Annotated in this window: 10 protein-coding genes; 5 read left to right on the top strand and 5 right to left on the bottom strand. The window is 35.1% G+C overall.

The genetic code is table 11. The annotated features are described in order from the left end of the window. Window positions 1–662, top strand: a 662-nt coding sequence (locus tag WBQ70_RS08530; protein WP_423912910.1) for an alpha/beta fold hydrolase, incomplete at its 5' end; no start/stop codon positions are given. A gap of 110 nt (window positions 663–772) precedes the next feature. Here the strand turns inward: WBQ70_RS08530 and WBQ70_RS08525 are convergent. The 3 genes from WBQ70_RS08525 to WBQ70_RS08515 form a co-directional block, all read right to left on the bottom strand. Then, window positions 773–3535 carry a PD-(D/E)XK nuclease family protein gene (locus tag WBQ70_RS08525; RefSeq protein WP_423912908.1) on the bottom strand — a complete coding sequence of 921 codons (2763 nt, stop codon included), beginning with the start codon at window positions 3533–3535 and terminating at the stop codon, window positions 773–775. Between the two features lie 64 nt (window positions 3536–3599). Continuing rightward, window positions 3600–5021 (bottom strand): OmpA family protein, encoded by a 1422-nt coding sequence (locus tag WBQ70_RS08520; RefSeq protein WP_423912906.1) that lies wholly within the window; start codon window positions 5019–5021, stop codon window positions 3600–3602. A 236-nt stretch (window positions 5022–5257) separates the two neighbouring features. Continuing rightward, a complete protein-coding gene (locus tag WBQ70_RS08515) occupies window positions 5258–8503 on the bottom strand; it encodes a UvrD-helicase domain-containing protein (RefSeq protein WP_423912904.1) in 3246 nt (1081 codons plus the stop codon). A gap of 246 nt (window positions 8504–8749) precedes the next feature. Here WBQ70_RS08515 and rbfA point away from each other — a divergent pair, with 246 nt between their 5' ends. Together rbfA and WBQ70_RS08505 are read left to right on the top strand one after the other, a co-directional pair. Continuing rightward, a complete protein-coding gene (gene rbfA, locus WBQ70_RS08510) occupies window positions 8750–9142 on the top strand; it encodes a 30S ribosome-binding factor RbfA (protein ID WP_423912901.1) in 393 nt (130 codons plus the stop codon). Window positions 9143–9145: 3 nt separating this feature from the next. Beyond that, window positions 9146–10345 (top strand): ABC transporter permease, encoded by a 1200-nt coding sequence (locus WBQ70_RS08505; RefSeq protein ID WP_423912900.1) that lies wholly within the window; start codon window positions 9146–9148, stop codon window positions 10343–10345. Between the two features lie 10 nt (window positions 10346–10355). Here WBQ70_RS08505 and WBQ70_RS08500 read toward each other — a convergent pair whose 3' ends face one another. Further along, complete coding sequence (locus WBQ70_RS08500) at window positions 10356–10934, bottom strand: hypothetical protein (protein WP_423912897.1); 579 nt, start codon at window positions 10932–10934, stop codon at window positions 10356–10358. A gap of 65 nt (window positions 10935–10999) precedes the next feature. Then, complete coding sequence (gene dusB, locus WBQ70_RS08495) at window positions 11000–11992, bottom strand: tRNA dihydrouridine synthase DusB (protein WP_423912894.1); 993 nt, start codon at window positions 11990–11992, stop codon at window positions 11000–11002. 363 nt (window positions 11993–12355) lie between these two features. On the opposite strand from dusB, the gene lepA reads away from it, so the two are divergent. Continuing rightward, window positions 12356–14152, top strand: coding sequence for a translation elongation factor 4 (lepA, locus tag WBQ70_RS08490; RefSeq protein WP_423912891.1), 1797 nt, complete (start codon window positions 12356–12358; stop codon window positions 14150–14152). A gap of 104 nt (window positions 14153–14256) precedes the next feature. Beyond that, the coding region (locus tag WBQ70_RS08485; protein ID WP_423912888.1) for a hypothetical protein at window positions 14257–14743 on the top strand (487 nt) is incomplete at its 3' end.

Raw genomic sequence — 14743 nt, 5'->3', positions numbered from 1 at the left:
AGTTTTCCAAAAAATACCGTGTCATTTCCATTGATTTATTGGGGCATGGCGAAACGGAATGTATGGGGTATGTGCACACGATGGAGGATCATGCGGAGGTAGTACATGCGGTTTTGACGCATTTACGAATCAGAAAAGCGGTTTTTGTGGGACATTCTATGGGCGGTTATGTCGCTTTGGCTTTTGCAGAATTGTTTCCTGAAATGATGAAGGGATTGGTGTTGCTCAACTCAACTTCCAGAGCCGATAGCGCCGAGCGAAAACTGAACCGTGACCGTGCCATCAAAGCGGTGAAACAAAGTTATGTGAACTTCATCCGTATGTCGATTGCCAATTTGTTCAGTGAAGATAACCGCGAACGCCTAGATGCCGAGATTGAAAACGTCAAAATAGAAGCTTTGAAAACGCCACTTCAAGGGATTGTTGCTTCGCTGGAAGGAATGAAAATTCGTGTTGACAGAGAGGTTTTATTGCATTTAACTCCTTATCCTAAAATGCTAATTTTGGGTAAAAAAGATCCTGTTTTAAATTACACGGAATCCTTGGAACAAATCGAGGATACAGATGTGAAATTAGTGAGCTTTCCCGATGGTCATATGAGTTATATTGAGAATCAGGATGCGTTGATTGCGGTGTTGTTGGTTTATTTTAAAACTGTTTAGATTGTCATGTTTTTTTGTAACACAGATTTGAGAAATTTGTTCTTTGTTCTTTGTTCTTTGCGACTTAGCATCTTTGCGGTGAAACCTTTGCTGTATTTACGGTTAGTAAGTTATATTTTCTCGTTAAACGGAACTGTCTCATCCAGAATCTCACCCAACAGCAATACAATTTGATTCAAGAAATTATCCATTATATTGCTATCTATCGTATAATTAACTTCTTTCCCTTCTTTGAAATTAAACGGTAAGAAACCTGATTTTAAGTTTTTGAAAGAGATAATTCCTGCTTCAATAGGTTTATCTCCTGCGTGTTGCTCATACATATAAGCGTATGCCAAAACCTGAATGATTTTATCATATTTGATGTTGTCTATCAAACCATTCCACGCTTTAAGGGTAACGCTTGATTTCTCGACTTTTCCTGTTTTGTAATCAATAATTCGGATGGTTCCGTTGCGTTCTTCGATTCGGTCGACGTTTCCTTTGATGAGCACAGGAAAGGGTAACGAAGGATGTATTAACTCTCGCTGAAAAGTAGTTTCGAGTGCGATAATCTTGATTGCATCCCCTGATTTTATACTTTCAAGTTCGACTTTCAAGAAATTGGAAACATTTCGTTTAGCTACTTCAAAAGCCAAGAGGTTACGTCCTTTTTTGATTTCGCCTTCCTTGTACACTTCTTTGAACTGTTTTAAAACCTCAGCATCTATTTTTTTAAAACAGTTTGCGATATCTGTTTCAGAGATAAATCGCCCAATGAATGGTTCGTACAACGCTTTCAAGGTTTCGTGAATTATGGTTCCCAAGGTATTCAAAGCGATGTTTTCCTCGACTTCTTCGACTTCACGAATGCGTAAAATCTTTTGAAAATAAAATTGCATCGGATTTCGAATATAGCTTGTTAAAGCAGATGGTGAAAAACCAACTTTGGCAATTTCTTTCAAGCGTTGCATTACTAACGGCGATTTCTCGACAGCCATAGGTTTATAGGCAGTTTCAGGAACTATAGCATTGTAAATTTCGTGTGATAGGGTATGATTTTTTTGTTTTTCGACTTCTAGTTGCGTGATAAAACGGCTTTTTTCACCTGCGTCGAGTCCGTCACTTTCGGTATTATATAGCAAGAACACATTCTTAGCTCTTTGTAACAAATGATAAAAGTGATACGTATAAATAGCATCTTTTTCCTTGAAGGTAGGCAAGCCTAATTCACGCTTAACATCATACGGTATAAAGGAATTTTGCGATTTACCCGCTGGAAATTTTCCTTCATTCATAGAAGTGACAATTACCGTATCAAAATCAAGCACACGACTTTCAAGTACTCCCATGATTTGCAAACCGTTCAAAGGTTCTCCTTCAAAAGAAACTTCAGCCAGATCAATTACTTGTTTGTATATGGCGTGTAGGGTGTCTATTTTATCAATTTCGGGATGTTGGGTATAATAATTAATCAGTTTATTGATGACTTTGAAAATCGCATAAACAAATGACTTTGTTATTTTTTCTTCTTCGTTGTCATTGCTAAGATTGTTTTTTATGGTTAATAACAAAGCGGAAACTGTTTCCAATACTGCAATAGATCCCGTTTCCCATTTTTGAAATAAAAGCAAAAACAAGTCGGTTGACGCTGCGTTTAATTCGGTTATTTTTTGATGGGTAATGAAAGTGTAATTGTTCTCATTGATGATTTTAACCAATTTTAATGTATTTGCATAAGGCTCCACCAAAGGATGTGTCAATATATCCAAAACATCTTTATAGTAGAACACATAATTCTTAGCATTACGTGACAACGCATTAGTGTGCATTTTGAAAAGCTTAGCAATCAAAATTTGGGCTGGATTGTTTTTACTCGAATATCCCATGGTAATATTTAACGAACCAACGCTAGCTGGCAAAGCATATAAAAGCGGAATCAACACATTCTCTTCGCCTAAAACTACAGCGACTTTATCAAGAGAAGTTGTTGGATTTTGCTCGATTATATTTTCAATAATACTTCCTGCGATTTTAGCTTGACCAATGGTTTTGGGCGTACCAATAACCTGAATCTTTTTAGACTGCGAAAATTCATCTACAATCCATTCAAAAGGATTGCTTTTATAATGCTTCCAATTACTTTTGAAACGTCGTAAAAACAAACCCGCGTCATGATAAGGATCATTTAGGAAGGCTTGATCCGCATCCCAAAGAATTTCGGCTTGATCGGCTGCAATCAGATGTTGGATGATTTTTTCTTCGGAAGCGTTTAAAGCATTAAATCCTGCGAAGAGGTACTGACTCCCTATTAATTCATTTGAAAAAGTAGTTAGATTACCCACGGCTTCACGATAAATGAGTCCTTGGTAACCTACTTTTTTTTGTAATAAATGAGTATAAAGCGCTTGATAGTATTTAGGAAGTAATTTCCAGAAATCAATGTATTTTTCTAGTAAAGGCGTTTTATCTTCTACTTCAATTCCCCATTTTTTGATGTCCTCAATGTCTTTTAGGTATGACAAAACATAAGCTGGATCTAATAGGTAACGGTCAATTTCGTTGAAATCTTGCAAAAGAGTTTTGGCCCAATTGGCAAACAATTCAAAAGATTGTTGGTGCGCTTTATCAGTAATAGATATATATACTTGGTAGAATTCAAATAGTAATTCAATAGGATCTATAGTGCGAATTTGGGCTATATTTTGAACAAAGTCCTCAATACTAATAATCTCAGGAGCGAGAATATTTGTTTTTACTTGTTTTTTTAAAGCTTCAATTAAAAAAACTTTTGCTCTTTTATTAGGTAAAACAATTACCGTATGGCTTAATTGGTCTTTATGGTTTTCTAATAAATGGGTTGCAATTTTATCTAAAAAAGGAATCGTTGTCATTGTATAAAAATAAAAAAACGCCTCGATAAATCGAGGCGTTTTCTATAAATATTTTAAGAAAATATTATTCTTTAATTAAAGAAACTTCAACTCTTCTGTTATTTGCTTTTCCTGCAGCAGTTTTATTAGAATCAATTGGTTTAGTTTCACCAAAACCAGTAGATTTTAATCTTTCTGTTGCAATACCATTTTCAACTAAATAGTTTTTAACAGCCGCAGCTCTATTTTCAGATAAAGTTTGGTTTAAAGCATTACTTCCATCACTATCAGTATGCCCTTCAATCATAAAGTTTGAATTAGGATATTCTTTTAAGATACCAGCAATTGACTGCATAACAGCGTAAGACTGAGTTTTGAATGAAGATTTTCCTGATTCAAACAAAATAGTTTTACCATATTCATTCAGTTGTTTGATTACTTCAACACTAACTTCAGGACATCCTTTGTTACTTGCAGGACCAGCCACTTTTGGACAATCATCATCTTTATCTAATACACCATCTCCATCAGCATCAGCCCATGGACATCCATTATTTGCTTTTGGACCTTTTTCTTTTGGACATTTATCATCTTTATCAGCAACTCCATCTCCATCTGAATCAGGACAACCTTTCATTGCCATAGTTCCAGCCTCGTTTGGACAAGCATCATCTTTATCTGTAATTCCATCTCCATCAGCATCAGGACATCCATTTAAAGCTGCAAGACCTGCAACATCTGGACAAGCATCATCTCTATCAATAACACCATCACCATCTGTATCAGGACAACCGTTAAATTGTTTTAACCCTTTAACATCTGGACAAGCATCATCTTTATCATATATACCATCACCATCTGTATCTTTACCACCAAATTTGAAAGTAAGACCAACAGTGTGTTGAAAATGACTAGGAGCATCAGGAACATTTTTTGAATCCACTCTCTCTCCACCTACAAGATCTCCACCTTTATAAGTAGTAGCTAATGACAAACCAACATTTTCACTGAACCAAAAAGTAAGACCAGCTCCAGCGTTAATAGTACCATAACTACTATCCCCAAGAAAAGTATAACCTCCACCTACGTGTAGATCTGGGTCAATTACTTTAGATTTTAAAAGACTCATGAAACTGTATTTAACAGAACCATCAATCCCATAATACATTAAATCTCCAGGATTTCTAGCAACATAGTTCCCTCCCGTAAAATCTACAAATTTCTCAATTTTATTCACAGAACCTTGAACTCCAAAAGAAAAATTACTTCCTATGTATCTAGATACACTAAGATAAGAGATAGAAGGAAGGATATTCCAATTATCTTTTACTTTAAATAATTGAGAAGAATGGTTGTCCAACCACCCTTTGTCTCCACCAGCGCCTGCTTTTGTGTCAACGGCATTCACTCCAAAAGAGATAGCCCATGGATTATTGCTATCTTGAGCGTGAGAGGATAACCCCACCACCATCATTGTAGCAATAAAAAGTCTGTTAAGATGTTTCATACGTATTTTTTTAAATTACAATTTATTTGATTACTAACAAATGTAACACGTATTTTTATAACTTCAAAATATATTGTTAAAAAAAAACACATAAACTCCCGTGAAATTACAAAAATCACATTACTAAGTATGATTTATTATCACATATTTAAAATAAAAATATAATAACGCTTTTTTGATAATTTTTTCAATTTTACTCAATAAACACTCATTTATACCCCATACGCATTACAAAGTTAAACTTCTACAACAACAATATCTTCTGCTATAAATACTAATATTTTTTGCTCCACAACATACCCCATCAATTCTATCGCTGTTTGATAATCCTTTAACTGTCTTTCATATTTCTTATTATGAATACCCGTTTTGTAATCTAACAATAAAATAGCATTATTTTTCATCAAAACCATTCTATCAGGCTTAACGATCCTCCCTTCTTTCTGAATAATTGTTTGTTCATTCATGATGGTATTTTCTTCATTAAAAAACAACTTTAATTTTTCATGATCAACAATATTATTAAGAGTGCGCAATACTATTTGTTTTTGACCTAAATGGATTAATCCATTTTCAATTGCTTTCTCTACAGCCAAATCAACATCTTGTCTGGTTTTTACAAAGGATAAAATTTCATGAATAACATTACCATAAGCGATAGATTCTTGCTGATGCGTACCCCACATCAAAGCTTCCCGCTGTGCAATTTTAATGTTTTTAAAATCCAAGACTTCACTGACTATCGGAATTGTTTTAGACTTATCGACATGAGCTTCGATAGGAGACATTTTAGCTGAATTTCCCCATTCATAAATGGTTTGCTCAGAATTAAAATCTGAATGGTTCATTAAATAATGAATAAAAAATGACGACATATTATTCTCTTTGACTTCTCCTTTCGATGTGAAGTTCCGATTAGAAATAATATACAATTGTTCCTCGGCTCGGGTTAAGGCAACATATAAAACATTAATATTATCCAATAGTTCTTCTTGCTTTTTTTGATCGTAAACTAATTTTGCCGCTTCGCCAAATCCTTCTACGGCTTTACTATTGTCAATTAATACTTTTGGCAAGCCTAATGTTTCGTCTTCATTTGTAAGCCATAGTTTGTCTTTAGGTTTCATCACGTAATCTTCCTCAGCAAAAGGAAAAATGACCACCGGAAATTCCAATCCTTTTGATTTATGAATCGTCATGATGCGCACTGCGTTATTTCCTTCAGGAGAAGGAATACTAAATTTACTAGCATTTTTATCCCAGAAGTTTAAAAAGTCGGCGATACCTGCTTGGTTGCGTACATCTCGCTCAAGAACAATGTCGAGGAAATACTGTACGTACGCAGAGGATGGTGCCTGTGGGAGCACAAATTTGGATATAATTATCTCCACCGCCTCATACAATGATTTTTTTCGAATGTTTTGAAACGAAAGTTTGATTCCATAGTTGGTGAGCCAAATTTCAAAATCAGTTTCGTTTTTCAATTCCATTCCGGCGAGGATGAAATCATGAGTTGGCAACTGGTCTTGATTATTTTCGGCTAGGAAATATAAAAAATTAGCTTTAGCCTCTAAGTCGGCATTATTTTTTAAATATTTTAATAAGTCAATAATAAAACGTACCTCGGTCGCATTTTGAATCATCAAGGTTTCTGACGAAAGCAAAGGGATTTTTTGTTCAGTCAAATAATTTGCAATTACAATTCCTTGGTCTCGCTTACGAGTCAGAATCACCATATCCTTGTATTCAAAACCAGAACGAAGCACTTTTTCGATAGTTTGATGTGTGGCTTGCAAATACAAATCGTTTTTCCCAAGCGCTTCTTCTTCGTCTTCTTCGGGTTCTTCTATGTTTGGAATGAAAGAAATATTTACATAACCTCCTGTTTTATCGTTTGTTTTTTGATGGCTGTGGTTTTCATATAAATCTTTATAATCAGGATGCTCAAATTCTGAAGAGAGCATTTTAAAAAAAGCATTGTTGAAATTAATAACCTCCGAATAGCTACGGTAGTTTTTATCCAAATGAACCAAATCCTTATCTGGATTATTGAACGGATTCAAATCCTTACTTAAGTCAATAAACTGTTCGGCTTTTCCTCCACGCCAGCGATAGATGGATTGTTTGGGATCGCCCACAATCATCAAAGTACCTTTATCTCCATAATCATCTTGACCTGAAAGCGCATTATCAATAAGCGGAATTAGATTTTGCCATTGCATTTCAGAAGTATCTTGAAATTCATCAATAAAAAAATGGCGGTACCTTTCCCCTAATCGCTCATAAATAAAAGGAGCAGGTTGGTTTTGAATTTCGCGATGAATGATGGCGTTAAATTCGGTAATGGAAAGCACGTTTTGTTCTTCTTGAATTTTAGCCAATTCATTACTAACCGTATTTAACAATGAAAGTGGCGTAATGTTTTTAAGGAAAGCTTTATAAAAATCACGTTTTGCAAAATTGGCATATATGACTACTAATTGTTGTAGTAACTCTGGAATAATGCTTTCAATTGCGTCACGATCTTTGGCTGTTTTATTAATGGCTATGTCTTCAAATTCATGAAAGGTTTTATTCTTTGGGTTGAATTTTCCCTCTCGAATACTAATCAAATGATTTGGAAAAGTACCTCGAGAAAAGGATTTTAAGTCAATTCCTTTTTCCTCCAATAAAACCAATGTTGCTTCGGCTAGTTTTTGATTTTCCGTCTCTAATTCTTTGCAAACAACAATCAGTTTCTTTTTGATCTCAACAAACTCCGCTATGTTCTTATCATGAAAATGGACAATTTCGTTGCGATGGTTTTCATTTAGCACTAATCTACCTGTCTCCAAAATTTCACGCGATATATCCCATGATTTATCATCATCGGTTTTTTCCATTGTAAAATCGATAAGCAGTTGTGTCAAGGTTTCGTCCTCGCCTGCTTGTGCAATGATGGCATCCACCGCTTCGATCAATAGATTTTCGGTATCCAAAGTGACTTCAAAAGTCATGGGTAAATTTAGATCGTGCGCAAAAGCTCGAATAACTTTGTGGGTGAATTTATCAATGGTCGAAATATCAAAAGCAGCATAGTTATGAATGATGTGTTTGATAATTTGTTGCGATTTGACTTTAATTTGAATCAGCGATAATTTGGTTTCCCATTCCTTAGTATCTTCCACAAGATTATGCATCAAGTCCAAGGCTTTGGTAGAAGGTTCATCTTTTGCAAATTCAGACAAACTTCCTACGATACGAGTTTTCATTTCATGTACCGCTTTGTTTGTAAAAGTTATAGCTAGGATATTTCTATAAGCATCATTTTTAGGAGCGGTAAGAATGATTTTGAGGTATTCTTTGACCAAAGCATAGGTTTTACCAGATCCTGCTGATGCGTCGTATATTGAAAATGAGTGTCTCCCCACCCCAGCTCTCCCCGAAGGAGAGAGAGACGGGACTTGATTTACTTTGTGCTTGAAACTATTGCTTTTTTCCATTTTAAAATTGTGCCTGAAAAGTATTTTTTTTTACCAAAAAAACTTTTTAATTTATGTAAATACTAGTCAATTTTATAACATTCATTGTTGATTACCTGATGTCCTAGCCCCGATTGAAGTGTAAATCCTTGTGGGGGCTGGCATTTATGCCCCCACAAGATTGAAACGAAAAGCGGGAAATAGCTCCTAAAAAATCAGAAACTATAAAATTGCGTATATAATGCTTAAAAGTAGTATTTTTGCAGTATGGAAACAAACAGACAGAAAAAAATAGGCGGAGTCATTCAAAAAGATTTGGTTGACATCTTGCAAGGTGAAGTGAGAAAAAATGGGGTTAGCAATTTAGTAATTTCAGTATCCAAAGTAGCAGTAACCTCTGACTTATCAGTGGCTACGGTATATTTAAGCATCTTTCCACAGGAGAAAGCGTTAGAAACATTGGCAGCAATAAAATCGAATACGTCGTTGATTAAGCATGATTTATCTCAAAGAGTACGCATGCAATTACGAAGAGTACCGAACTTAGTTTTCTTTGTAGATGACTCTTTAGACTATATCGAAAAGATTGATAATGCCTTGAAAAATAAGGACAATCCAATTGAAAATAGAGATTTACTAGACAAAAGAAGACAGTTCTAACTTTTGAATTTTCCGCTTTACATAGCCAAGCGCTACATTCGTAGTAATAGTAAAAACAGTGCCATCAATATCATCAATCGCATTGCGAGTATGGGGATTATTGTGGGTGCCATGGCCTTGTTTGTGGTTCTATCTGTATTCAGCGGATTAAAGGTTTTTAGTCTTTCGTTTTCAAACAACATTGATCCCGATTTAAAAATCAGTAGCACGCTTGGTAAATCATTCACAATAGATCCCAATCAAGAAGCACAACTTAAAAAAATTAAAGGGATTACTTCCTATTCTAAAATTATAGAAGAACGGGTTTTGTTTGTGTATGGAGACAAACAAGAAGTAACGTATTTAAAAGGCGTTGATGAAAATTTCACTAAAGTCAACCCAATCAAGAACATGATTTATAATGGGCAGTGGCTTGAATACAATACTGCTCAAGTGGTCATAGGTTACGGACTGGCTCAAAAACTTTCCATAGGTTTAGTCGATTTCAATACGAATCTTGAGGTTTTTGTACCTACTCCAGGTCGCGGTGGCATCAACTCTCCGGAGGATGCTTTTAACAAAACAGTTATTTACCCTATTGGTGTATATGCGATCAATGAAGATTTAGATTCAAAATATGTATTTGGTGATTTACGCATGGCGCAAGACTTATTAGAATACGACAGAAATCGAATTTCAGGAATTGAGATTAAAGAAAAACTAGGAACTGATGAAGGTCTTATCACCGATCAACTGAACAAAATATTCAAAAATAAAGTCACCGTAAAAAACAGAGCGCAACTTAATGAATCGCTTTACAAGATGTTAAATACGGAGAATATAGCAGTCTATTTAATTTTTACATTAGTCATTATTATTGCCCTGTTCAACTTGATTGGGGCGTTGATTATGATGATTCTCGATAAAAAAGGCAACTTGAAAACCTTATTTAATCTAGGCGTTGAAATCAGAAGTTTGCGCATGATTTTTTTACTTCAAGGGACTTTATTGAGTTTCTTTGGCGGATTGATTGGTTTGGCTCTTGGAATCATCGTTGTTTTACTACAACAGCATTTTGAATGGATTATGATTACCTCTACCCTAGCTTATCCTGTCGTGTTTTTAGCAGAAAATGTGATAATTGTAATGGGGACAATTATTGTCCTTGGTTTTATTGCTTCATTGATCGCAAGTAGCAGGGTTAGTGAAAAACTTTTAGAATAACACTATCTCATTAGAAATTATACCCTATCCTTGCTTGAATATCTATAGTTGTATTGTTATGATCACAAGAACAACCTTCAGCTTTACTAAAAATATTATACTGATATCCTACACCTCCTGAAAATTCATAATTAAAATGTTTAGCAAAAGCTCTTCTTATTCCGTACCTAGGAATAATGTAAACTGCCGAAACAATATCAAAATTTCCATTCTTTATTATTGGGGTTTTAGTCGAAACATAAGAAGTGGTTAAGCCAAGATAATTTGAGCTATTGTTATATGTTTTTTTGTTTAATTTTGATCTTCTATCCAGACTATAATACCATCTAGGTTCTAATGTAATATAAGGAGCCACTACAGTTGTAGTCTGATCTTTAATAGAAGAGTCGTTGAATTCTTTTGTTGATGTACCTAATAGAAAACCTATTTCACTAAGTAATGTGATTTTTCTATCTAGTTTAGCTTCGTATTGAAAACTAGTATTTATCCAACCCAATTGGACTCCAAACAATTCCTTTTCAACAGAGACTTCTTGTGCGGTTGCTAAAAACGATAATGAAACGAACCCTAGAAATAAACACCTTCTCATTTTATATCTTTTTTTCACGAAAGTAGTATTTAATTTAAGATTTCATAAAACTAACTAAGAAAAAATTAAACAACCTCATAATCTACATAGGCGTCTTCAATCTCATTCAAAACTGCAAATAATTCCTCAGGAGTATCAAGAGTTACCAATTTTTGTTTGTAGGTTTTAAACGAATGAATTCCTTTGAAATAATTAGTGTAATGCGGACGAGTTTCTACAATTCCTAAGCGTTGTCCTTTCCAGTCCATAGCCCATGTTAGGTGATTGCGTACCGCTTCTACCCTATCTGAAACAGTAGGTTTTGCTAGATGTTCACCAGTATTGAAGAAATGTTTGATTTCGTTGAAAATCCAAGGGTAACCAATGGCAGCGCGTCCAATCATAATCCCGTCAATACCATATTCATTTTTATAATGTAATGCTTTTTCAGGGGAATCAATATCTCCGTTTCCGAAAATAGGCATGGTGATGCGAGGATTGTTTTTTACCCTGGCGATGTGTGACCAGTCGGAATGACCTTTGTACATTTGAGCGCGAGTACGGGCATGAATACTCAATGCAGCTACGCCAATGTCTTGTAAACGTTCGGCTACTTCGTCAATATTAATCGAATTATCATCCCAACCTAAACGAGTTTTTACAGTTACAGGTAAATGTGTACTATCGATAACGGCTTGTGTTAATCGAATCATTAAATCAACATCTTTCAAAACTCCTGCTCCAGCACCTTTACAAACGACTTTTTTAACGGGACAACCAAAGTTGATATCAATTAAGTCTGGGTTTACAGTGGAAACAATTTTGGAAGACAAAGCCATTGCTTCTTCGTCTCCTCCAAAAATTTGGATTCCCACTGGACGTTCGTAATCGAAGATATCCAGTTTCATTCGGCTTTTTATCGCGTCACGAATTAAACCTTCGGAAGAAATAAATTCAGAGTACATCATATCAGCACCGTGCATTTTGCAAAGTCTACGGAATGGCGGATCACTTACATCCTCCATAGGCGCAAGTAGTAATGGGAAATCTGGTAATTCTATGTTGCCAATCTTGATCATCTTCTTGAATTTTGTGCAAAATTACAACTTTTAAGCGAAAGTCCATATAAATGAAAACATAAGGTAATTAAGACCTGTTTTTCAGTAGATTACAATTAATTCATACGTATAATAGAGTGAATTATAGTCTTAGTTATTAGAAAGCATATTAGTTTAGGAATTCAGCTCTTTGAAACTGTTGAATTTAAACTATATTTGCAAATTAATTACCACCCTTATAAATAAGGCAACGGTAGTTTTGCGTGAGGGATAGTAGTGAAAAGCCCACAGCAAAGTGTAGCGATAGCGGAACTTTGCGAGGACTTGTAGCGGATAGCCCGACCCTTGTGGTCACGCCCAAATAACATTGACACAAAGAAAAGAATGAAACACATAAGAAATTTTTGCATCATTGCGCATATTGACCACGGAAAGAGTACGCTGGCAGACCGATTATTAGGGGCAACCCAAACGGTTACGGCTCGTGAGGAAAAGGCGCAATTGCTAGACAACATGGATCTTGAACGTGAACGTGGGATTACGATTAAGAGTCATGCAATTCAGATGGAATACACGTACCAAGGCCAAGAATATGTCTTGAACTTGATTGATACTCCTGGACACGTGGATTTCTCTTATGAGGTTTCTCGTTCGATTGCAGCTTGTGAAGGAGCGCTTTTAATTGTAGATGCAGCTCAGAGCATTCAAGCACAAACGATTTCGAATTTGTATTTGGCTTTAGAAAACGACTTGGAAATTATTCCCGTTTTGAACAAAGTCGACTTACCAAGTGCAAACCCTGAGGAAGTGAGTGATGATATTATTGATTTATTAGGGTGTAAACTAGAGGATATTATTCATGCTTCGGGGAAAACAGGTTTGGGTGTGGAAAATATTTTGGCTGCCATTATTGAGAAAATCCCACCCCCAAAAGGAAATAAAGACGAACCATTACAGGCTTTGATATTTGACTCTCATTACAATCCATTTCGTGGAATTGAGGTTATTTTTAGAGTGGTAAATGGTGAAATCAAAAAAGGGCAAAAGATTAAATTCATGGCTACGGGCAATGAATATTTTGCTGACGAGATTGGTACCTTAAAATTAAACCAAGTTCCGAAACAGGTAATTTCATCTGGAGATGTTGGATACTTGATTTCAGGGATTAAGGAAGCCAAAGAAGTAAAAGTAGGAGATACACTTACCGATGCTAAAAATCCAACTACGAATATTATTACCGGTTTTGAAGATGTAAAACCAATGGTATTTGCTGGAATCTATCCAGTGGACACAGAGGATTATGAAGAACTGAGAAACTCGATGGAAAAACTACAGCTGAACGATGCTTCGCTAGTGTTTTTACCTGAAAGTTCGGCGGCATTAGGTTTTGGTTTTCGTTGTGGATTCTTAGGAATGTTGCACATGGAAATTATCCAAGAGCGTCTAGAACGTGAGTTTAACATGACGGTAATCACTACGGTTCCTAACGTTTCGTACCATGCTTTTACAAAGAAAGAGCCTGACACGATTTTGATTGTAAATAACCCATCAGATTTACCAGAGCCTTCTCGTTTAGACCATGTGGAAGAGCCTTTTATTAAAGCTACAATCATTACAAAAGCAGATTACGTAGGGAATGTAATGAGTTTATGCATCGAAAAGCGTGGTCAAATCACGAACCAAACCTATTTGACGACTGAACGTGTGGAATTGAATTTTGATATGCCATTAGCAGAAATCGTATTCGATTTTTACGATCGTTTGAAAACAGTTTCTAAAGGATATGCTTCGTTTGATTATACACCTATTGGAATGCGAACTTCTAACTTGGTGAAAGTAGACATCTTATTGAATGCCACTATTGTGGATGCTTTGTCTTCTTTGATGCACGTTGATAACGCCTATTCTATTGGTAAAAAGATGTGTGAGAAGTTGAAAGAATTGATTCCACGTCAGCAGTTTGATATTCCTGTTCAAGCAGCGATTGGTGTGAAAGTGATTTCGCGTGAAACCATCAAAGCTTTGCGTAAGGATGTTACTGCCAAATGTTATGGTGGGGATATTTCTCGTAAACGTAAATTATTGGAGAAACAAAAGAAAGGTAAAAAACGTATGAGATTGGTAGGGAATGTTGAGATTCCGCAAGAAGCGTTTATGGCGGTTTTGAAGTTGAATGATTAATCTTTTTCTAGAAAAAAGAAGAAAGAAACAAGAATATAGAGAAAACCTGATGATGAAAATTGTCAGGTTTTTTTGTTTATTTTTGGAAAGAGAAAAAATAAGTTATGATGGCAACCACGTCAGATTTTTATAGAAGATTAGAAATAGAAGACATTTTTGAAGATGAGACTTTCAATTTACTAGAAGAAACAATAAAAATAACCACCCTTTCAAACTCAATTACTTTTGAAAATTGCACTTTCATTTGCAATATCTTGGAGTTTAATAATATAAAAAATCCAGTATTAGGATTGCTTTTTACTGATTGTACTTTTTACTGCGAAGTAAATTTTTCTGAATGTTCATTCTACAAGCTAGCTTTTTTAAACACCAAACATATAAAGTCTTTACATCTTAACGGAAAATCTGAAAAAGATCCATTACTATTAAAAACTTTCGATTTTCAAAATAGTGTTACTTTCTCGGAGAGTCCAGAATTAACAACCGATTTCTGTTTTCAAAACACAAAAATTATAGATACATTTTCATTTATAAATATTAACCATATAAATGGGAGATTTTGCTTTTCATCAAATATAATGGGAGAAGAAT

Source organism: Flavobacterium sp. (assembly GCF_049590715.1).
GTDB lineage: Bacteria > Bacteroidota > Bacteroidia > Flavobacteriales > Flavobacteriaceae > Flavobacterium.
Note: the sequence above shows the minus strand (reverse complement) of the source record. Positions and strands in the feature narration are given on the sequence as shown.